The sequence below is a fragment of the Mesorhizobium sanjuanii genome, from assembly GCF_002529485.1.
Classification (GTDB): Bacteria; Pseudomonadota; Alphaproteobacteria; order Rhizobiales; family Rhizobiaceae; genus Mesorhizobium; species Mesorhizobium sanjuanii.
The window spans coordinates 1-21,486 of record NZ_NWQG01000049.1 but is presented as its reverse complement, the minus strand read 5'-3'; the positions used below and the strand labels follow the sequence as shown (position 1 = coordinate 21,486).

General features: G+C 64.5%; 20 protein-coding genes. 9 read left to right on the top strand and 11 right to left on the bottom strand.

From position 1 onward, the window contains the following. Positions 1–9 precede the first annotated feature (9 nt). Both CN311_RS09720 and CN311_RS09715 read left to right on the top strand, forming a co-directional pair. On the top strand, positions 10–981 hold the full coding sequence (locus tag CN311_RS09720; protein WP_097573164.1) for a carbohydrate kinase family protein: 972 nt from the start codon (positions 10–12) through the stop codon (positions 979–981). 27 nt (positions 982–1,008) lie between these two features. After that, positions 1,009–1,770 carry an SDR family NAD(P)-dependent oxidoreductase gene (locus CN311_RS09715; RefSeq protein WP_097573163.1) on the top strand — a complete coding sequence of 254 codons (762 nt, stop codon included), beginning with the start codon at positions 1,009–1,011 and terminating at the stop codon, positions 1,768–1,770. Between the two features lie 64 nt (positions 1,771–1,834). Here the strand turns inward: CN311_RS09715 and CN311_RS09710 are convergent, their stop codons facing one another. The 11 genes from CN311_RS09710 to CN311_RS09660 all read right to left on the bottom strand — a co-directional run bounded on the left by CN311_RS09710 (position 1,835) and on the right by CN311_RS09660 (position 13,429). Beyond that, positions 1,835–2,245, bottom strand: a complete 411-nt coding sequence (locus CN311_RS09710) for a PIN domain-containing protein (protein ID WP_097573161.1) — start codon at positions 2,243–2,245, stop codon at positions 1,835–1,837. Between the two features lie 4 nt (positions 2,246–2,249). Next, a complete protein-coding gene (locus CN311_RS09705; RefSeq protein ID WP_097573160.1) occupies positions 2,250–2,486 on the bottom strand; it encodes a type II toxin-antitoxin system Phd/YefM family antitoxin in 237 nt (78 codons plus the stop codon). A 109-nt stretch (positions 2,487–2,595) separates the two neighbouring features. Beyond that, positions 2,596–4,185 carry an AMP-binding protein gene (locus tag CN311_RS09700; protein WP_097573158.1) on the bottom strand — a complete coding sequence of 530 codons (1,590 nt, stop codon included), beginning with the start codon at positions 4,183–4,185 and terminating at the stop codon, positions 2,596–2,598. A 13-nt stretch (positions 4,186–4,198) separates the two neighbouring features. Next, entirely contained in the window at positions 4,199–5,116 is a 918-nt protein-coding gene (locus CN311_RS09695; RefSeq protein ID WP_097573156.1) for an alpha/beta hydrolase, read from the bottom strand. A 63-nt stretch (positions 5,117–5,179) separates the two neighbouring features. Continuing rightward, positions 5,180–7,201, bottom strand: coding sequence for an alpha-ketoacid dehydrogenase subunit alpha/beta (locus tag CN311_RS09690; RefSeq protein ID WP_245440788.1), 2,022 nt, complete (start codon positions 7,199–7,201; stop codon positions 5,180–5,182). 10 nt (positions 7,202–7,211) lie between these two features. Further along, positions 7,212–7,985, bottom strand: coding sequence for an SDR family NAD(P)-dependent oxidoreductase (locus CN311_RS09685; RefSeq protein WP_097573153.1), 774 nt, complete (start codon positions 7,983–7,985; stop codon positions 7,212–7,214). Then, positions 7,982–8,770: an SDR family NAD(P)-dependent oxidoreductase gene (locus CN311_RS09680; protein ID WP_097573152.1), complete on the bottom strand. Its 789-nt coding sequence runs from the start codon at positions 8,768–8,770 to the stop codon at positions 7,982–7,984. Before CN311_RS09680 ends, CN311_RS09685 begins: the two co-directional genes overlap by 4 nt. Before the next feature lie 39 nt (positions 8,771–8,809). Then, positions 8,810–9,772: an ABC transporter permease gene (locus tag CN311_RS09675; protein ID WP_097573150.1), complete on the bottom strand. Its 963-nt coding sequence runs from the start codon at positions 9,770–9,772 to the stop codon at positions 8,810–8,812. Continuing rightward, on the bottom strand, positions 9,769–10,740 hold the full coding sequence (locus CN311_RS09670) for an ABC transporter permease (RefSeq protein WP_245440795.1): 972 nt from the start codon (positions 10,738–10,740) through the stop codon (positions 9,769–9,771). Before CN311_RS09670 ends, CN311_RS09675 begins: the two co-directional genes overlap by 4 nt. Before the next feature lies 1 nt (position 10,741). Continuing rightward, entirely contained in the window at positions 10,742–12,220 is a 1,479-nt protein-coding gene (locus tag CN311_RS09665; protein ID WP_097573146.1) for a sugar ABC transporter ATP-binding protein, read from the bottom strand. Between the two features lie 87 nt (positions 12,221–12,307). Next, positions 12,308–13,429 (bottom strand): sugar ABC transporter substrate-binding protein, encoded by a 1,122-nt coding sequence (locus CN311_RS09660; protein WP_097573144.1) that lies wholly within the window; start codon positions 13,427–13,429, stop codon positions 12,308–12,310. Positions 13,430–13,700: 271 nt separating this feature from the next. Here CN311_RS09660 and CN311_RS09655 point away from each other — a divergent pair, with 271 nt between their 5' ends. The 7 genes from CN311_RS09655 to CN311_RS09625 form a co-directional block, all read left to right on the top strand. Beyond that, positions 13,701–14,714 carry a LacI family DNA-binding transcriptional regulator gene (locus CN311_RS09655; protein ID WP_097573135.1) on the top strand — a complete coding sequence of 338 codons (1,014 nt, stop codon included), beginning with the start codon at positions 13,701–13,703 and terminating at the stop codon, positions 14,712–14,714. A 436-nt stretch (positions 14,715–15,150) separates the two neighbouring features. Beyond that, positions 15,151–16,410 (top strand): sugar ABC transporter substrate-binding protein, encoded by a 1,260-nt coding sequence (locus CN311_RS09650; RefSeq protein WP_097573134.1) that lies wholly within the window; start codon positions 15,151–15,153, stop codon positions 16,408–16,410. Continuing rightward, on the top strand, positions 16,407–17,978 hold the full coding sequence (locus tag CN311_RS09645; RefSeq protein WP_165779646.1) for a sugar ABC transporter ATP-binding protein: 1,572 nt from the start codon (positions 16,407–16,409) through the stop codon (positions 17,976–17,978). Before CN311_RS09650 ends, CN311_RS09645 begins: the two co-directional genes overlap by 4 nt. Before the next feature lie 8 nt (positions 17,979–17,986). Beyond that, positions 17,987–18,961, top strand: coding sequence for an ABC transporter permease (locus tag CN311_RS09640; RefSeq protein WP_097573132.1), 975 nt, complete (start codon positions 17,987–17,989; stop codon positions 18,959–18,961). A gap of 17 nt (positions 18,962–18,978) precedes the next feature. Continuing rightward, complete coding sequence (locus CN311_RS09635) at positions 18,979–19,998, top strand: aldo/keto reductase (protein WP_097573130.1); 1,020 nt, start codon at positions 18,979–18,981, stop codon at positions 19,996–19,998. Positions 19,999–20,003: 5 nt separating this feature from the next. Further along, on the top strand, positions 20,004–20,756 hold the full coding sequence (locus CN311_RS09630) for an SDR family NAD(P)-dependent oxidoreductase (protein WP_097573129.1): 753 nt from the start codon (positions 20,004–20,006) through the stop codon (positions 20,754–20,756). A 6-nt stretch (positions 20,757–20,762) separates the two neighbouring features. Further along, positions 20,763–21,486 (top strand): acyl-CoA dehydrogenase family protein (locus tag CN311_RS09625; RefSeq protein ID WP_208866466.1); only part of this gene is annotated, 724 nt, incomplete at its 3' end.

Here is a 21,486-nt window from a genome sequence, read left to right as displayed (position 1 = left end):
TCAAAAAACATGCCCAGCTTCGATGTCAGTTCGGTCGGCTTCTATGTGCTCGACATTCTCGGCCGCCCTGTCTCGCGCATCCCGGAAGGCGGCAGGGCGGACTATATCGAGGAGATCCGCATGACCGTTGCCGGCACCGCCGGCGCGACCGGAATGGACTGCGCCATCCTCGGCCTGAAGACCCAGGCCGTGACCACGTTAGGGACCGACGACATGGGCGACTGGTTCGTCGCCAAGCTGCAGAAATACGGCCTCGACTGCGGTCTGGTCCGCCGCGACGGCAGCGTGCAGACCTCTTCCACCATCCTGCCGGTCCGCCCCAATGGCGAGCGGCCGGCTCTGCACGTGCCGGGCACTGCGACCGTCTTCCGTGTCGCCGACGAGGATCTCGACGCCGCGCTCGACGCGACCGTCGTCCATGTCGGCGGCACCGGCCTGCTGAAAAGCTTCGACGGCGAGCCGACGGTGCGCCTGCTCAAGCGCGCCAAGGAACTCGGCCGCACCACCACCTTCGATCTTATCCAGGCAACACCGGAAACGATCGCCTTCGTCGAGCCGTGCCTGCCCTATATCGACTATTTCGTGCCGAGCATCGACGAGGCCAGCGAAATGGCGAACGAGGCCGATCCGGCCAAGGTCGCCGCCTACTTCAAGTCGAAGGGCGTCAGGAACTGTCTGCTCACGCTTGGCGGCGAAGGCGTCTATGTCGCGCCGGAAAACGGCAAGCCGTTCCACCTGCCGGCTTTCGACATCCAGGTTGTCGACACCACCGGCTGCGGCGACAGTTTCACCGCCGGCATCATTGTCGGCATCGTCAAGGGTTGGGATCTCGAACGCTCGGCGCGTTTTGCCTCGGCGGTCGCCGCCAAGGTGGCGATGGGCCTCGGCTCGGACGGCAAGCTCGTCTCCTTCGACGACACCATCGCGGCGATGAATTCCCTTCCGGTCAAGGCGCCTGCGCGCACCTCAGCCCACGCCTGACAGCATTATCTCGAAAGGACGATTTCCATGAGCAATTCAAAAGTCGGCACGGTCGCGCTGGTCACCGGCGCCAGCCGCGGCATCGGCCGGGCGCTCGCCGTCGGGCTGGCGAAGTTCGGCTACGATGTCGCGGTCACCGACCTGCCGGGGCAGGCGAACGAACTCCACGCCACGCGTGCCGAGATCGAGGCCGCCGGCCGCAAGGCCTATGTCTACACGATGGACGTCAGCAGCAAGAAAGAGGTCGAGGCGACCGCGGCCGCGCTACTCGGGGACGCGGGTCGCATCGACGTGCTGGTCAACAATGCCGGCATCCTCAAGCCGAGCCTGCTGCAGGATCTCGACGAGGCCTCGTGGGATGCGCATTTCGACGTCAATGCCAAGGGCGTGCTGTTGATGTGCCAGGCGGTGCTGCCGCACATGCGGGCGCGCAAATCCGGCCGCGTCGTCAATATCGCTTCCATCGCCGGGCGCCAGGGCGTGCCGACGCAGGGTCACTACGCCGCAACCAAGGCGACCGTGATCACACTGACCCGGGTGCTGGCGCAGGAAGTCGGCATGGACGGCGTCACCGTCAACGCCATCTGCCCCGGCATCATCCTGACCGAGATGGGCAAGAACAACCTCGGCAGCGACGATGCCATCCGGCACTGGGAAGAGGTCGCGGCGCTGAAGCGTCTCGGTTACCCTGAGGATATCGTCGGACCGGTGTGCTTCTTCGCTTCGGAGCAGTCGGCCTTCGTTACCGGCCAGGCGCTGAACGTCTGCGGCGGGATTTATTTCCATTAGAGCGGGATGAGATTCTAGCAGTTCATCCCAAATCTCCCGTCAGCCTCCCCGATTCTGGTTGTTGCTACGCGCGCACCAACCAGTTTTCGAGTGCCAGTCCGGGCACGCGCGAGAACTCCCGCTCGTTATCCGTTATCAGCGTCGCATTGATGGCAAGCGCTTGCGCGGCGATCCAGGCGTCGTTTGCTCCGATCGCCGTTCCCTGGGCCTCAAGGAATGCTCGAATTTTCGCATAATGACGCGTGGTATCGTAATCAATCCCGATCAACGGGAGTCGTCGAGCCAGCGTGGCCAATCGCGCGCGATTGCGGTCGCCATAGGCGCTCTTTTCTGCGCCGAATTCCAGTTCTCCCAGAACAATGGCTGAAAGCCGCATGGTGCTCAGTTGCTCTGACTCCAGCCGTTTACGTATCTCTGCTCGTCCTTTCAAAGCCGCAATCAGTAAATTCGTGTCCAGAAGATAAAGTGATGGCACAGGCTTAGTCGTCCAACGAAGCGACATCTTCAGCCGGTCGGTCCTCCGGTGCCACCAGATCAATCTCATCGGCATCGGTCCAGAAGTCCCGAAACGCGTCGGCTGCCATGCGGGGACGGTCCGGAACCAGGCGCGCAATTACCTTGCCGTGCCTCGTGACGGCGATTTCTTCACCCGCTTCGACTTCGGCCAGCAACGCCGAGAAGCGGGCTTTCGCCTCAACGACCGTTATATTTTTCATCGGCGTTCCCATAAAATGACCATATGGTCAGAATATAGGTGTGAGCCCACGACTCGTCAACGACCGCTCCGTTCGCTTCCAAGGGGACGATTGCGCTCGCGAAGCTCAATCAGCGCGCGGCTTCGCGCAGCACGAATTTCTGGATCTTGCCGGTCGCCGTCTTCGGCAATTCGCGGAAGACGAAGCGTTTCGGGATTTTATAGCCGGCCAATCTGGCGCGGCAGAATGCCACCAGCTCTTGCGTCCCGACCTCTCTGCCCGCCTTGGTCTCGATGAAGGCGCATGGCACCTCGCCCCATTTTTCGTCCGGCATGGCAACGACCGCGGCCAGCAGGATGGCGGGATGCTGGTGAAGCACATTCTCGATCTCCAGGCTGGAGACGTTCTCGCCGCCCGAGATGATGATGTCCTTCAACCGGTCCTTGATCTCGATGGCGCCGTCCGGGTGGACGATGGCGAGGTCGCCGGTGTGGAACCAGCCGCCTGAAAACGCGCTCTCGCTCGCCGCCGCGTCGCGATAATAGCCGGCCATCAGCGTGTTGCCGGCAAGCTGGATCTCACCCAGGGTCTTGCCGTCGGGCGCCACCGGCGTTCCCTGCTCGTCGGCAACCCGGACCTGGCTTGCCGTGATATGCCGCACGCCCTGGCGTGCCAGGAATGCGGCCTTTTCTCCGGCGCTCGCCGTCGCCAGGCGGCCGGGCAGTTCGCACAGCGTCGCCGGACCGTAGGATTCGGTCAGCCCGTAGAGATGGACGAGGTCGACGCCCAGCGCATCGAGCTGTTCGATCAGTGTGCTGGTCGGCGATGCGCCGCCGGTCGCGACTGTGACGCGCTTTCCCAGGGCGCCGGCGGGGCGCCCAGGATGGTTGAGTAGCATGTAGAGAACCACCGGGGCGCAGGAAAAATGCGTCACGGCATGCTGCTTCAGCGCGCCGAACACCAGATCCGGATCGATCCGGTCGAGGCAGACATGCAGGCCGCCCGCGGCCGTCACCGCCCAGGTGTGGCACCAGCCGTTGCAATGGAACATCGGCAAGGTCCAGAGATAGACCGTGTCGCGGTCGAAGCCGAGCGCCATGACATTGCCCAGCGCGTTGAGATAGGCGCCCCGGTGATGATAGACGACGCCCTTGGGGCGGCCGGTCGTGCCTGACGTGTAATTGAGGCAGATCGGCTGCCATTCGTCGGCAACCCCGGTGATTTCGAAGCGGTCTTCGCCCAGATCACCGGACAGAAGATCGAGTCGGTCCTCCTCGCTGTCTTCGCCCTCAGCCAGCAGCACGACGCGGACGCCGCCGATGCGCCCGGCTTGCCGTGCAATGTCGATGCTTCCAGGGTCCGCCACGATGAGGCGGCTGCCGGAATGGTCGAGTATATAGGCGACGGTGTCGGCGTCGAGGCGGGTATTGATGCTGTTGAGCACCGCGCCGATGGAAGGCACCGCATAATGGGCGGCCAGCATCTCCGGCCGGTTGGAGCACATGAAACTGACCACGTCGCCAGCCCCGATCTCCTGCCTTCCGAGCCATGCGGCAAGCCGCGCCGCGACGCCACCGAATTGCCGGTAGGTCCAGCGCCGATCGTTCCAGGCTATTGCCGGGCGGTCCGGGTGGATCGCCACGGCCCGCACCAGGAAATCCGCAGGGGTGAGCGGTTGGAAATTCGCCGGCCGGCGCGAAAGATGTGGCTCTACCTGCATGCTCCTGATGTCTCTAAGGTTTTAGCGTCTCGACGAACCAGTCCCGCGCCATCGCCGCCGCCACCTTCACCTTGGACTGGTCCGAATAGAGCGTCATATGCGAAGTGTGCGGCAGCACTTCCAGTTTCTTCTTCGTCGATGGAATCTGGTTGAACGCGCCGATTTCGAGATCCCATAATGTCAGATCGTCGCCCTCGGCCACGATCATCAGCGTCGGCGTGTTGTAGATGCGTTTCACGAACGGCCCGACATCGTAGTTCATCAACAGGTCGACCGACTCCACCGTGCTGCGGTTCTCGTAAAGTGGCGCTTCCGAGGCCTTGATGGCCATGAAGGTGCGCACTGTTTCCGGGAACGGCCAGGCCGAGACTTCCGCGGCCGAGTTTTCGGTCGCATGCGGCAGATAGAGTTGTTCGCCGGGCTTCTCGTAGCGAAGCTTGCGATCCTTCAGCACAAGGTCCCAGAGCGCCCGGTATTCCATAGTTCCATGCGCGCGGCGCATGTTCTCGTAGCCGTCGATCACCGGGATCTGGCTGACGATGGTTTTTACGCGCGGGTCGATGGCGGCGAGGATGAGAGCGTGGCCACCCGAGTAGGAAATACCCCAGACGCCGATGCGGTCGGGATCGACATTGTCGTGCCGTTCGAGGAAGCTGATGGCGTTCTGATAGTCGCGGATCTGCTGCCAGGGATCCAGATGCTGGCGGTTGTCGCCATCGCTGACGCCCAGGTTGCGGTAGTCGAAGATCAGCGCGTTGATGCCCGCATCGGCGAATGCCTGGGCGTATGTCGGCATGACGATCTCGCGCACATAGCACCAGCCGCCGGCCAGCACCACGGTTGGCGCGCGCTTCGATGTGTTGGCCAGATACAGCCAGCCCCGCACGGTCGTGCCTTCGGACTTGAATTCGACGTCCACTCGCTTGGTCATGAGATTTCCTCTGCTAGTCAATCGATTGCATTTGGGGTTGAAATTTCGCGCGCGGCATATCCGTCAGCTCCGGTAGCAGACGGTGCGCGCCGCCTCGGCGATGCGGGCCGCATTGGGGATGAGTTCGCGTTCCAGTCCGGAATTGTAGGGCATCGGCACATCGGCCATCCCGACGCGCGCCACCGGCGCGTCGAGCCAGTCGAAGGCGTTCTCCATGATCAGCGCCGAGATCTCCGCGCCGAACCCGTGCGTGGTCCAGCCTTCATGAACGACGACGCAACGGTTGGTCTTGCGCACCGAGGCAAGGATGGTCTCGCTGTCGAGCGGCCGCAGGCTGCGCGGATCGATCACTTCGGCCTCGATGCCGTCGCGCGCCAGCTCGCGCGCCGCCGCAAGCGCGACGTCGACCATCGCCATCGTCGCGACGATGGTGACGTCCTTGCCCGACCGGCGAATGGCCGCCTTGCCTATCGGCAAGGCATAGGGTGCCTCCGGCACCGGGCCGCGGCTCTGCTGATAGAGCAGCTTGTGCTCGATGAAGACGACCGGATTGTCGTCGCGGATCGCCGCCGCCAGCAGGCCCTTGGCGTCGTAGGGGTTGGAGGGCGCCAGCACCACCAGGCCGGGAATATGCGCGAACCAGGTCTCCAGCGATTGCGAATGCTGGGCGCCGAGGCGGATGCCGCCGCCCTGCGGCCCGCGGATCACCAGCGGGATGCGCGCCTCGCCGCCAAGCATGAAGCGCAGCTTCGCCGCCTGGTTGACGATCGCATCCATCATGTGGGTGATGAAGTCGAAGAACTGCACCTCCACGATTGGCCGCAGGCCGGTCAGCGCCGCGCCTACCGCCGCATTGGCGATTACGTTCTCCGAAATCGGCGTGTCCCTGACGCGCTCGGCCCCGAAGGCCTGCTGCAGGCCCGCCGTGCACTGGAACAGGCCGCCGATGCGGCCGACATCCTCGCCGAGCACGATGACGCTATCGTCGCGCGCCATTTCCTGGTGCATGGCCTCGCGCACCGCCTCGACATAGCCGAGCTGGCGTGACCCGGCTTCAGGCTCGGGGGAGGCGGCCAAGGATGGCGCCATGACGGCCGGGAAAAGGATCTCCATTGCCGGCTCCGGCGCCTGCCTGGCCGCGGCGATCGCCTGTTCGACTTCGGCGTCAGCCTTGGCGGCGATGGCGTCGATACGCTCCTGGTTCACCTGCCGCTGCTTGAGCAGCGCCGTCATCTTCAGGATCGGGTCGCGCCGGCGCCATTCTTCTTCCTCGGCCTCGGGACGGTAGCGCGGCAGGTTGGTGCGCATCGAATGATCGCCGGACCGATAGGTCATCGCCTCGATCAGGCTCGGGCCTTCGCCGGCGCGCGCCCGTTGCACGGCGATGCCGACGGCATCTCTGACGACGACCGCGTCGTTGCCGTCAATGGTCTCGCCCGGCATGCCGTAGGCTGCCGCCCGGGTGGAAATCCTTGGCACGGCGGAGGCCTGCTCTACCCCCAGCGACAGCCCATAGCCATTGTTCTCGCAAACGAAGATGACCGGCAGCTTCCAAAGTGCCGCGAGATTGAGGGATTCGTGGAAGATCCCTTCATTGGCGGCGCCATCGCCGAAGAAGGCGACGCATACCTGACTGGTGCCGCGGATCGTTGCCGACAGTGCCGCGCCCGTGCCGATGCCGAGCCCGGCGCCGACGATGCCGTTGGCGCCGAGAATGCCGCGGTCGAGTGCCGCGATATGCATGGAGCCGCCGAGCCCGTGGCCGTAACCGGTGATGCGGCCGAACAGCTCGGCCATCATCTTGCCGGTGTCGGCGCCCTTGGCAATGCAGTGGCCATGGCCGCGATGGTGCGAGACGATGTAGTCGTCATCGCCGAGCACCGCGCAGGCGCCGACCGCGATCGCTTCCTGGCCGACGCAGGAATGCGCCGTGCCCTTGATGACGCCCGACTTGAACAGCTCCTCCGCCCGCTCCTCGAAGCGGCGGATGCGCCACATGTCGAGAAAATAGGTTTCAAGCTCGGTGGTCTCCAGCATGGGAGACACCGCAGCCGAAACCGCACTTTCCCGACGCGCCATGCTCATGAAAAGAGGCTCATGTGAACAGGCAACCACCATTGACGTCGATGGTGGCGCCGGTCAGGTACGAGCCGTCCGGTCCGGCCAGGAAACTGATCGCCGAGGCGATCTCCGACGGATAGGCGGCGCGGCCAAGCGGGATCTTGTCCCACTCCGTCTTCTTCATCTCCTCGAAGGTCACGCTGCGCTTCTCGGCCTCCTCGCGCAGCGCGTCGAGATGCATCGAGGTCGCGACATTGCCGGGCGCCACGGAATTGACCCTTATGTTGTCGGCCGCGAGCTCGGCCGCTGCCGTATGGGTCAGCGAGATGACGCCGGCCTTCGATGCGCAATAGGCGCCGAAAAAGCCATGGCCGCTTTTGCCGTACCAGCTCGACACCGTGACGATCGAGGCGCCCTTTGCCGCGCGCAGCGCCGGAATGAAATGCTTCATCAGGAACACATTGGCGCGCAGATTGACGTTGAAGACGCGGTCCCATTCGGCAATGTCGAGCGTTTCGATCGAGCCGACCTGCTGCAGCACGCCGGCGACCAGGCCGAGGAATTTCAGCGGCGCCCCGATCGAGGCGATCGCGGCATCGATGGCGCCATACTGATCGGGGTTGGTGATGTCGGCGGCGACGCCGATCACCTTCTGCCCGTCCCCGATTTTTATCCCCTTGGCGACCTCGGCCACATTGTCGAACTGGTCGACGAGCACCAGCGACCACCCGTCGGCGGCTAGCCGTTCGGCAGTCGCCCGCCCGATGCCACCGGCGGCGCCGGTCAAGACTCCCGTCTTCGCGCTCATTGCAGGATCATCCCGCCGTCGATCAGCAGCACCTGACCGGTCATGTAGTCGGATTGCGGCGACCACAGGAAGCGCACGGTGCCGACGACATCGGACGGCTTGGCGACCCGGCCGAGCAGGATCTGGCTGGCCAGCGAATTCATCGCTTCTCCCGGCGCCTTGCTGGCGCCCATCGCCAGCAGGTCGGCGTCGAGCTTCTCCCAGAGCGGCGTATCGACGACGCCCGGACCGAACGCATTGACCGTGATGCCCTTGCCGGCCAGCGCCCGCGCGCCGGCCTGCGTCAGGCTGATGACGACGGCCTTGCTGGCGGAGTAGGGCGCGAAATCGGCAAAGCCGGTGCGGCCGGCGATGGAAGCGGTGTTGATGATCTTGCCCTTGATCCCGCGCTCGATCATCGCCTTGGCGGCTTCCTGGATGCCGATCAGCACGCCAAGCGCGTTGACGTCCATGATCGCATGCCAGGTCTTTTCGCTGGCCTCGAGGAAGGGCTCCGGCTTGTTGAAGCCGGCATTGTTGACCATGACGTTGATGCCGCCGAATTCCTTGCAGCAGGCGGCGACCGCCGCCTTGACTTCGTCGCGCTTGGTGACGTCGACCTTGCTGAAGACGACGCGCCCGGCATGATCCTTCGACAGCTCCTTGACGGTCTGCTCGCCGACGGCCGGATCGATGTCGGCGATGACTACCCCGTAGCCATCCCTGAGCAACGCTGTCGCGATTTCCCTGCCGATGCCTCGCGCGGCGCCCGTGACGACGGCGCCGCCCCTGTTGTTCTCACTCATCCCGAAATCTCCTCTTTTTTGAAATCCTGCGGCACGGGCTCAGGCCCGCGCCGGTTGCAATTTGCGCCCACGCCGGCGCAGCCAATAATCGAGCAGCAGCATGGCGAGCAGGATGCCGCCGACAACGATGCTCTCGAACGAATTTGGTATGCCGCCGATCGACACGGCCGACGAGATCAGGCGAATGATCAGCGCGCCGAGCAGCACGTTGAGGATGGTGCCACGCCCGCCTTCGAGCGGCACGCCGCCGACGACGGCGACGGTGATCCCCGAAAGCAGGAAGCTGTCGAAGCCGATGCCCGAAGCCGAGCCTGAACGCATCGCAGCGAGAATGCCCGCACTTGCGCCGAGCATGGCCGATCCCGCGAACGCAGTCATATAGACCGGCAGGGTGGCGACGCCGGAGCCGCGCGCGCGCTCGAGGTTGCCGCCGACCGCATACATTGAGAGGCCAAGCCTGGTGTAGCGCATCAGCAGCCCGACGATGATGACGACGGCAAAGCCGATCAGGCCGAGCAGCGTCACCGGCCCGAACTGCGCGACCAGCGCATCCGAGGCCCAGAACAGGTCCGCGGGCAGAATGGCCGGGCGCTGCGGTGCCATGACCAGAGCGAGGCCGCGCAGCGCGATCAGCATGCAGACCGTCAGCACCAGCGAATTCACCCCGGTCTTTTCGATGATATAGCCGATGGCCGCGCCGTAGAGGCCGGCGGTGATCAGCGCCGCCGTAATGCCGAGCGCCAGCGAGGTCTCCGAGAGCGACAGCGCCATGATCGCGGCCACGGCGGCGACAGAAGCAACGGCAAGGTCGAGCTCGCCGACCACCATCGTCAGCATGATGCCGGTGCCGACCAGCGCGATCAGGCCCATATTCTCCGTGATCGAAGCGGCATTCGAGATGGAGGCGAAGCCCGGCATGGTGAGTGAGAACACGACCAGCAGGACCACGCAGATGGCCAGCCGCACCTGGAAACCGGTGTCGAGTTTGAGGGCGTATCTCATGAGCCGCGCGCCTTGAGCAGTCGCATCGACAGAAGCACGCCGGCCGCGAGCAATCCCTTCAGCAAGTCGCGCACGCCGGCATCGATGCCGAGCAACAGCATGATGTTGCCAAGCATGGTCAGCACGATCGCCCCGAAACCGGCGCGCCAGAGCTGGCCTTCGCCGCCCTGGATAGCGATGCCGCCGACCAGGATGGCGGCGACGACATCGATTGTCAGGCCGCGGAACATGTCGCTCTTGGCCTGCGACACCTGCCCGACCACGAGGATGCCGACAAGCGCCGCCGTCAATGCGGCGGCGACGAAGGCGATCATGACGATGCGGCGGGTCGGGACGCCGATGAGATTTGCTGCTTTCGGATTGGCTCCGGTCAGCACCATCTGGCGGCCGAGCTTCGTCCGCGACAGGAACAGCGAGCCGAGCACCAGGAGGACGACGAAGATGATCGCCTGATTGGGAATGCCGAACGTGGTGCCGCCGCCCAGCCATGCGATCGGATTGGGGCTGAGCGTGATCGTTCTGTTGTCGGCGAGCATGACGACGCTGCCGAACAGGGCCGAGCCGAAGGCCAGCGTGGTGACGATCGGGTTCAGCCCGCGCGACACCAGATAGCCTTGGACGAGGCCAAGGATGATGGCCACGGCGAAGGCCAGCACCAGAGCCAGGAGAACGGGCTGGCCCGCCGACACCGTCGCCGCGAACACATAGGCCGCCGTCACCGCCTGCTGCTCGATGGCAAGGCTGACGAACTTGCCCGAAATGGTGATGGCGGCGGTGCCGATGGCCGCGATGCCGGTGATGGCCGAAGCCTGGACGACGGCGATCAGATTGGGCGTGGTGCCGAAGCCGTCGACCGTCAGCGCCGCGATGATGGCCAGCGCCGCGATCGGCACGAAGGGGCCAACCCGCCTCAGCCAGACGCGGCGCCGGCTGTGCTCGGCCGTCGCGTCGCGCTGCTTTGCGGCCATGTCACTCACGGTCGATACTGCCATGTGTAATCCATGTCGCCAGTTGGTCGCGGGTCAGTTCCGCCGATGGCGCCTGGCGCACCAGCCTGTTGTCGTGGAAAACCAGCACGCGTTCGCCAAAACCCAGCACCTCGTCGAGGTCGGTGCTGGCAAACAGGATCGCCAGCCCGTCATCGGCCAGCGCGCGCAGCAAGCGGTAGATTTCCGCCCGGGCGCCGACATCGACGCCGCGCGTCGGCTCCTCGAGCAGCAGGATGCGCGGCTTGCTCGACAGCCATTTGCCGATCGATACCTTCTGTGCATTGCCGCCCGAAAGCGCATGCACCGGCCGCTCGCGATAGGCCGGCAATATGGTCATGCGCTCGGCGATCGCGTCGACGGAACGCCGAAGCCGCGATGGCCGCACCAAGCCCCACAGGCCGGACTGTGCGAGCCCCGGCGCGCTCATGCTCTCCCACACCGGCAGGTCGCGAAAGAACCCGTCCAGCTGGCGGTCGTCCGAGCAATAGGCGACAGCCTCTGCCTTGGCGTTGGCAGCCGTGGCGCCCTGGAATTCGATCGCTCCGCCCGACAGCGGGCTGACGCCGGCGATGGCGCGTAGCGGCTCGACGAAGCCGCTGCCGAGCTGGCCGCAGACCGCGACGATTTCTCCCGGCCGCAGATCGAGACTGACCGGGCTCGCAAGGCCGCCGGCAACGACATCCTTCAGCCGCACCACGGGCGCTGGCAGAGCCTGGTCTGCCCGAGCCGGCGTGTCCGGATAGAGCTCGTCGAGTTCGCGTCCGATCATCGCATGCACGATGCGGGTCATGCTGGCGTCTTTCGTGTCGAACTGGTCGGCGAGCCGGCCGTTGCGAAGAATGACCGCCGCATCGCAGATCTCGTCGAGTTCGTTGAGCCGGTGGGTGATGTAGAGAACGACATTGCCCTCGCTCGCCAGGCGAAGCACGGCCTTGTGGACGAGTTCGATGTCGCTGTCGGCGAGCGCCGCGGTCGGTTCGTCGAGGACCAGCACGCGGGCATCCTGGGAAAGCATGCGGGCAATCTCGACCAATTGCCGCTCGCCGATCGTCAACGCGCCGACGGCGGTGCCCGGATCGACATGTCCGAGCCCCAGCCGGTTGAGGTATGGCGCGCACAGGGCAGGGGCCGATCCCCGTCGCAGCCAGCGGGAAGGCTGTGTCAGCATGAAGTTTTCCGCCACGCTCAGATTGGGCAGCACGCTGATCTCCTGCTGTACCACCGCGACGCCCGAGCGGCTGGCGCGCTCGGGACTGGATAGATCGACCGGCGCGCCATTGACGCGGATGGCGCCGGCAGTCGGCGTGACCAGGCCGGAGAGGATCTTGACCAGCGTCGACTTGCCGGCGCCGTTCTCGCCGAGCAGCGCGGTCACCTTGCCGGGCTCGACGCTGAACGTCACGTCGCTCAGCGCGTGCACCGGTCCATAGGATTTGGACAGACCACTGATTTCAAGCATTTCGCAACACCGGCCATGGCTGGCGACATTCAGCAGTCGCCAGCACCTTGGTTTGTCGGGAAGGCTGCCTTACTCGCCTCCTCCAGATCAATAGACGCAATGGTCCGAGAAGGTCTCGCCCCAGAGCCTGAACTTGGAAAGGATCTCTCCGGCCTTGGCCTTGTCGGTGCCGACGACGACCTGCGGGTTCGGAATAATGTTGATCTCGCTTGGCGCGAAGTTGAACTCGGGCCGTGCATCCGCCGTGTCGGGAGCGATGTACTGGCCGTCCTTGACCTGCTTGCCATATTCGAAGTAGCGCGCCACGACATTGAGCGAGAACCAGCCTTCCAGGCCGGCGGCCTGCACGCCGGTGGCGAATTCCTTCGCCGACTGGATCGCCGAGATGTCGGCGATGCAGGTGGCGCTGATCAGGTAGACATCCTTGCCGGGCACGAGGCCGACTTCCTCCAGCGCCTGCACGGCGCCGGTCACCGGTCCGTCCGAAGCGCCATAGACGAAATTGATGCCTTTGCCGCGGATGCTGGGGATGAGCTGGCTCATCGCCTTGTAGCCGCTGGCATTGTCGAAGCCGGCATATTCCGACGCGATCACGTTGAACGGCTTGTCCTTCGTCGCGTCCTTGAAGCCGGCCTCGCGATCGTCGCCGGCCGAATATCCCGGTATGAACTTCAGGATGACCAGATTGCCGCCGTCGCTCGAAAGCTTGTTGCCGGCCGCGACATAGGCGTCACGCGCTGCGATGGCATTCTTGCCTGCCACTTGGCCGTTGAAGAAGTCGTCGACGCCGGCATAGGCGACGACGAGATCCTTGGCTTCGGGCCGCAGCGCCTGGTTGACCTGGAAGACCGGTACGCCGGTGCGGCTCAGGCGGCGAAGCGTCGCCAGACCGGCCTGGTTGTCGGCCGGCCACCAGACATAGGCCGCCGGCTGGTTGGGCGAGCCGATGCGCTGCTGGGCCTGCGCGTCCTGCTCGGTCTGGTCGAAATTGTTCTCGATGATGGTGATCTTGTAGTTCGCCTCGGCGGCGCTCTTTTCGGCGCCGCGGATCCACTGCGCCAGATAGGCGTTGCTGCGGCTGGGCATCAGGACGACGATTTCCTTGCCCTCGCCGTCGAGCTTGCCGTCGGCCTCCTGCGCCATGGCCGGCGCCCACGCCAGCGCCACGGCAAACAACGCCGCAAAGGCGGCACCAATCTTCGTTCTCATGACTTCCTCCCGGTTTGTCGTCAAATGAGTAAGCGCCTGAAAACATCTTGTCAATCGATTGCAAAAAGTGTTGTGATGTGACCAACGGTCGCTGGGAATCGACGGCCGAGCACAGGGGGAGAGCGATCATGGAGAGACGAGCAATCTTCCATTTGGCCATTCCGATAGTCACCACGGCAAGGCCGGCGGCGAACCATCGCTTGCCAAATATCGGCGGGCCTGCCAGCAAGATCATGGGATTGGGCGGCACAACGAGGATGCGGGCGAGGCCATGGCGCGCTTGAACATGCGGGAGCTCGCGCTCAAACTTGGCGTTGACCGCGCCACGGTCTCGCGCGCGCTCAGCAACGACAAGGCTCATCTGGTCGCGCCGGCGACGCGCGAACGTATCCGTCAGGCGGCCGGCGCTGCCGGCTACCGGCCGGACCTGACCGCCGCCACGCTTCGCCGCGGCCGCTCGCACACGGTCGGGATACTGGTGTCCGATCTCGGCAACGAAACCTTCATCGACGTCATTCGCACCATTTTCCGCCATCTCGACGCGCGCTCGGATGCGCCATCGATCACCCCGCTCATCGCCGAGACGCTGGACCATCCCGACGCCACCCGTCGTCTGATCCACACATTCCTGTCGCGGCGCGTCGACGCGATTATCTCGCTTGCTTCGACGGAAGCCGACACCGCGATCTTGCAGGATGCCGCCCGCGAAGTCCCCGTGGTGCTGGCAATCCGCGCCATTGCCGGCGCTGTCTTCCCGTCCGCCCTGTGCGACGACCGGGCGGGTGGCGCGATGGTGGCCACGCACTTTGCCGAGCGCGGCCACAAGATCGTCTGCCAGGTCCAGGGGCCGCCTTTGTCGGCGACCTTCAAGAACCGGGCGCTTGGATTCTCGGAGGTCTGCGCCTCACGATCCATCGTCGAAACGCCGCAGCGCATCTTCGCCGAGACCGCGACGTCGGCGGCGGGCAAGAGGACGCTCGACGCCTTGCTGGCGATCAGTCCGCGGCCGACGGCGATCTTCGCGCACAATGACGCGCTGGCGCTTGGCGTCATCGAGGCCATGCGCCATCGCGGGCTTCGCTGTCCCGAAGATCTCGCGATCGTCGGCTTCAACAACACGCAGCTTTCGCGGATTCTGGCTGTGCCGCTTTCGACGGTGGACTATCCGGTCGAGGAAGTCAGCCGCCACGCCGGCGAGCTCGTCCGCAACCTGATCGCCGATCCGTCATACCGCTTCGAAAGCCGGCTGTTTACGCCTTCCCTGATCGTTCGCGCCTCTTCCTGAAGGCGGCCCGATGTCGTGTGGCGCACAGAGCGTGAGGATTGCCCATCTCATGGCAATTTTCTGCAATCGATTGACAAGAGCCGGCATAGCGGTTCATAAAAATGCGACGGACATCATGTCGGGCACTCCGCGCCGGGATCGGGCAGGGCGTCGACTGAAGTCTCAAAATGATAAATTTTGCGGTTTGATCCGAGGCTTGGAACTGCAAACTGTCATGTGGGCGCCGGGGAGGGCGCCTCAGGTTAATCAGCGCATCAGGCAACAGTGACCGACCCGTTATCGGGGTCGGATCGATGACATGCAGACGGCGCAGCATCGTTCGCACAGGCGGCTGTCGACGGAAAAGGGTGAGGGAGATGCGGCGCAAGGGGAAACGCATCGCAAAAAAAGCAATCGATTGTAGAAACATCGAGAAATAACCAAGGGAGTGAAAAGCATGTCTCGTGAAGAAGATATTGTAAGGACGGTCTCGCAAATTCAGGATCCGATGTCGCGCCGCGTGTTCATGCAGCTCGCCGCCGCCGCCGGCATCAGCCTGCCGATGGGCACGGCGCTGGGCATGCGGGCAAACCAGGCCTTTGCCGCGCCAACCGGCAAGGCGGCGACCTGCGTGGCGACGCTCGCCAACGACTATTGGGCGGCCTTCATCAAGGGCTTCAAGGCGACGTCCTCGGCGCTGAAGATCGATCAGGTCGAACTCTACCACGACAATGACGCGGCCCGCGAAATCAGCCAGGTTCGCGGCCTGCCCACCCAGGGCGTCAACATGCTGATCAACACGGTTGTCGCCGCCGGCGAGGTGCCGATGATCGCCAAGCTCTGCCAGGAGAACAAGGTTTACTATTCGGCGATCTGGGAAATCCCCGCATGGTACACGCCATCCGATGTCGGCGACTACTTCGTCTCCTACATGACCGCCAACTCCGTCGAAGCCGGCTATCAGGTCGGCAAGGAATTGTTCAAGTCGATCGGCGGCGAGGGCGAGGTGGTCCATATCAAGGGCCTCGCCACGCCGACCGACGATGCCCGCACCGCTGGCATGATGAAGGCCGCTGCCGAATTCCCCGGCATCAAGGTCGTCGGCGGCTTGCGCGGCGACTGGGTCCGCGAAAAGGCGCGCACGGTCATGCTCAGCATGGTCACCGCCTATCCGAACATGAAGGCGGTGTTTGCGCAAAACGATTCCATGGCGCTGGGCGCGCTCTCGGTGCTCAAGGAGCGCAACCTGACCAACGTCAAGATCGCCGGTATCGACGGTCTCTCGGAAGGCCTGCAGGAAGTCGCCAAGGGTGGGCAGTTCGTCGCCACCAACACCTCGCTCGCGCCCTACCAGGCCGGCTTTGCCGCAGTCATGCTGTTCGATGCGCTGAACGGCTGGAAGCCTACGCTTGCGGAGCGCCTGCTCTACACCGGCTCGCTTACCGCGACCGGCGAGACGGCCGCCTCGATCGACGAGAAGGTCTACAAGGGCGCCGAGCTGCCGTTCGACTTCGCCAAGATGAGCCGCACCCTCAATCCCGACAATTGGGATCCGCAAAACAACATCTACCCGATCGATCCCGCCACCCAATGGGCGGGTCAGGAGGGCCAGGACAAGCTCAACGCCGCCTATGGCGACGCGGCGAAGTGGAAGGCCGAGTTCGACGCCGTCACCAAGCTCTACGCGGACCACTACAAGAGCGGCCCGTTCAAGTGACCTCCCTGACTGTGGTCGGTCGTCCGGATCTCCCGGGCGGCCGGCCGGCCGCAGCGCCCGCGCTCGAGCTTCGCGATATCTCCAAGACTTACCCCGGCACCAATGCGCTGACCGGGGTAAGCTTCGTCTTGCGTCGCCACCAGATGCTCGGTCTGGTCGGCGAGAACGGCGCCGGCAAATCGACATTGCTGTCGATCATCAACGGCACCGTGCGCCCGGACACCGGCACCATAGCGATCAATGGCGAGGCGGTGCGCTTCGGCCATCCGACGGAGGCGGCACGCCACGGCGTCGCCACCGTTTTCCAGGAACAGGGATTGATCCCGACTATTCCCGTCTTCGAGAACATCTTTCTCGGACGCGAGACCAAATTCACCGTCGCCGGCGGTCTCAGGCGCAATGCGATGATCGCCGAGGCGCGCGCCGTGCTCGAAGAGCTCGAAGTCGATGTCAGCCCGACGGCCCTCACCGGCGCCCTGTCCTTCGGCCAGCGCCAGCTTGTCGAAATCGCCAAGGCTTTCGCACTGAGCCGCGTCTATCCGGTCGAGCCGATCATCCTTCTCGACGAACCGACCAGCGCGCTTTCGGATCACGAGACCGCCAAGCTTTTCGACGGCATCAACCGCTGGCGCTCGCGCGCCTCCTTCGTGCTCGTGTCGCATCGCCTGTCCGATGTCTTCGCCATATGCGACGAGGTCGTTGCCTTGAAGGATGGCCATGTCGTCGATCAGCGGCCGATCAAGAGCATCGACGAGGTGGCGCTGCACGAACTGATCGTCGGCCGCCAGCGCAATGCCGAATACTATCGCGAGGCCGTCCAGCGCGAGCCGTCCGCCACTGTGGCGCTGCGCGCCACCGGCATCAGCAAACCGGGCCATCTGCGCGGGGTCTCGTTCGATCTGCGCGAAGGCGAAATCCTCGGCGTCGCCGGCGTCCTGGGTTCCGGCAAGTCGACGCTAGCCAGGATCATCGCCGGCGCCGAAGCGCAGGGCGATGGTGACGTCGTCGTCGAGGGCGCCACGCTGCGCCGTGGCTCGCGGCGCGACGCCATACGCCACGGCATCGGCTTCGTGCCCGCCGAGCGCAGCGTCGCCGGCATCATCGGCACCGACACGGTCGACTGGAACCTGACGCTGCCGAACCTCAAGCAGATCGCCTTGGGTTTTCTTGGCCTGATCTCGCCCAGGCGCAGCCGGGCGCTCACCGTCGAATGGATGCAGCGCCTCAAGGTGCGCGCACCGGGGCCGTCGGCAGCCTGCCGCACGCTGTCGGGCGGAAATCAGCAGAAGATCGTCTTCGCCAAATGGCTGGCGCGCGGCGTCCGCATCCTTGTCCTCGACGACCCCGGCCGAGGCCTCGATGTCGGCGCCAAGGAGGACATCTATTCGCTGATGCGCGAGATCGCCGACAAGGGCGCGGCCGTGCTTCTGGTCTCGGACAATCTGCCCGAACTGATCGGGCTCTCCAATCGGATCATGGTGCTTCGCGATGGCGTGGTTTCCGCCATCGTCGAAACGCCGAAGGACGCCAAGCCACGCGAAGTCGACGTGGTTTCGGCAATGCTATAGGGGTTGAAATGGCAGAAGTACCGGCCACCGTGGCCAAGAAGCAGGGTGACTTCAACCTTCGCACGATCGTTTTGCCGATCATCGCGATCGTCGTGCTGGTCGCCTATTTCTCCTATGTCAATCCGCTGTTCTTCTCGGCTTCCAACGCGCTCAACATCGGCCGGCAGTCGTCGGTGCTGCTGATGGTGGCGCTCGCCGGAACCGTGGTCATCCTGATCGGCTCGATCGACCTTTCGGTCGGCGCGCTGGTGACGCTGACCGGCATCCTTGCGGCGCTCACCGTCGACCAGTTCGGCCTCGCCGGCGCAACGCTGGTCGGCATCGGCGTCGGTGCCCTTGTCGGCCTGGTCAATGGCAGCCTCGTCACCATGCTCAAAGTGCCGTCCTTCCTGGTCACGCTCGGCATGCTGTCGATCCTTTCCGGCGTCGCCAACCAGATCTCGCAGGGCCAGTCGATCCTGTTCGCCGACAGCCTGCTGCCGGATCTCGTAAATGGCTCCTTCGTGCTCGGCATTCCCAACGTCATCTGGTTCGCGCTGATCGCCACCGCGGTGCTTACCGTCGTCGCCTTCCGCACCAAGCTTGGCCGCTATCTCTACGCGCTCGGGGGCGGTGAGATCGTCGCCTCGCATGCGGGCGTCCCGGTCACCTTCTACAAGATCCTCGCCTTCGTGCTGGCTGGCGCCATCTGTGGCCTCGCCGGCGTCATGCTGACCGGCCAGGTCGGCGCCGGCACGCCGACAGCGGGAAGCAGCCTGCTGCTCAATTCGATCGCCGCGGTCGTCATGGGCGGCACAGCCCTGTCAGGCGGCATTGGCGGCCCGCACCGGACGTTTCTTGGCGTACTCGTCATTGCTATCCTGACCAACGGCATGGACGTCACCGAGGTCAACAGCTTCACCCAGGACATCGTCAAGGGCTTCGTCATCATCCTGGCGGTTTCGCTCACCATCGACCGCTCGAAATATCTTTTCATCAAGTGACAGGAAGGGTTCTGTTCATGAACGCGTCGGACAAGAAGAAATTCGGCCGCACCGGCCTCGAAGTCACCACGATGGGTTTCGGCACGGCGCCGATCGGCAACCAGTTCCGCGCCGTCCCGGAAGCGGACGTTCGCGATGTCATCAGGGGCGCGTGGGATGCCGGCTTGCGCTATTTCGATACGGCGCCGATGTATGGCCATGGCCTGTCCGAGCGCCGGCTGGGCGAAGCGCTGCGTGCCTTCCCGCGCGACGAATATGTCCTGTCGACCAAGGTCGGGCGCCTGCTCGCTCCGGTGCCGAAGGGCGAGATGAAGTCCTTCTTCTGGGTCGACATGCCCCCCTTCGAGGTTGTCCACGACTATAGCTATGACGGCTGCATGCGCTCCTTCGAGGACAGCCTGCAGCGGCTCGGTGTGTCGCGCATCGATATCCTGTTCATCCATGACATCGATGTCTTCTCGCACGGCCCCGAACTGCAGAAGCAGCATTTCCGCACCGCCATGGACAGCGGTTACAAGGCGCTGGAAAAGCTGCGGTCCGAGAAGGTGGTTTCGGCCATCGGCGTCGGTTGCAATGAATGGCAGGTTTGCGAGGCGGCACTGCGCGAGCGCGATTTCGACTGTTTCCTGCTGGCCGGCCGCTACACGCTGCTCGAGCAGGAGGCGCTCGACACGTTCCTGCCGCTCTGCGAGGAACGCGACGTCGCCATCGTGCTCGGCGGCGGCTTCAACAGCGGCATCCTCGCCACCGGTGCTGTCAAGGGCGCGCACTACAACTACAGCGAAGCAGCAGAGCCGATCCTCCAGCAGGTCGGCAAGATCGAGGCGGTGTGCCGTGAGTTCAATGTGCCGCTCGCGGCCGCGGCACTGCAGTTCGTGCTGGCTCATCCGTCGATCCCGACCAACATCCCGGGCACCCGCACCAGGAAGCATCTCGACCAGAATGTCGCCCTCATCGGCCATTCCATCCCGGCCGAATTCTGGGCGGCGCTGAAGAAACAAGGTCTGATCCGCGAGAATGCCCCGACGCCGGCCTGACAGCCATGTTCCAGGACCTAAAGGGCAAGACCGCGCTGGTCACCGGCGCCTCCGGCGGGCTCGGGCTCTATCTTGCCGAGCTTCTGGCCCGGCACGGCGTTTCGGTCACGCTGGCCGCGCGCCGAAGGCAGGCGCTTGGCGAAGCCGCCGAAAAAATACGCGCGGCCGGCGGCAGCGCTCTCGCGGTCGAAATGGACGTCGCCGACAGCGCCTCGGTGGCGGCGGCGCTTGCACAGGTGGGCACGCCTTTCGACATCCTCATCAACAATGCCGGCGTCAGCGGAAGTTCGCCGGCGCTCGATCTCGACGAGGCAGGCTGGGACAATGTGATAGACACCAACCTCAAGGGCAGCTTCGTCGTCGCCCAGGCGGTCGCGCGCGGCATGCAGGCCTCGGGCCGAGATGGCGCCATCGTCAACATCGGCTCGATCCTCGGCCATCGTGTCGCCGGCAATGTCAGCGCCTACGCCGCTTCGAAGGCCGGCGTGATCCAGTTGACCAAGGCGCTGGCGCTGGAATGGGCGCGCCATGGAATTCGCGTCAATGCGCTTTGCCCCGGCTATATCGAAACCGACATCAACCGCGATTTCTTCGCATCGGAAGCCGGCCTCCAGCTTATCAGGCGCATTCCGCAGCGCCGGCTGGGCAGGCCGGATGAACTCGCCGGCGCGCTGCTGTTGCTCGCATCCGATGCCGGCAGCTACATTACCGGCTCGACCATCGAGGTTGATGGCGGCCATCTCGTTTCATCCTTGTGAGTGCTCATGAATTTCGACATTCCCGCCCGCACCGAAGCCTTTCGCGCCGAGATCGCCGACTTTGTCGCGCGCGAGATCCTGCCGCTGGAGGCTGACAGATCCTCCTACGATGCCCATGGCAACATCGCGCTGCCCTTGCTGGAGACGCTGCGGGCCAAGGCGCGGGCGGCTGGCCTGTGGTGTCTGCAACTGAAGCCCGAGACCGGTGGTGCCGGCCTTTCCAAGGTTGAGATGGCCGTCTGCTACGAGGAGATGAACCGCTCGATCTTTGGCCCGGTCGTGTTCAACTCCGCGGCCCCCGATGACGGAAACATGATGGTGCTGGAAGGGCTGGGGACGCAGGAGCAGAAGCAGAAATGGCTGCAGCCGATCGTCGAGGGCAGGGTCCGTTCGGCCTTCGCGATGACCGAGCCGCATCCGGGCGGCGGCTCCGACCCGTCGATGATCATGACCAGGGCCGAGCGGCGCGGCGACAAATATGTGGTCAGCGGCCGCAAATGGTTCATCACCGGCGCTGGCGAAGCCAGCCATTTCATTCTCGTCGCGCGCACCTCGGAAGATCCGCGTCGCGGGCTTTCGGCCCTTTTGTTCCACAAGGATCAGCCCGGCTGGCGGATCCTGCGCCGCATCGAGATCATGGGTCCGGAGGAGCATGGCGGCCATTGCGAACTGGAATTCGACGGGCTGGAGGTGCCGGTTGAGGATGTGCTCGCCGGCGAGGGTAGTGGGC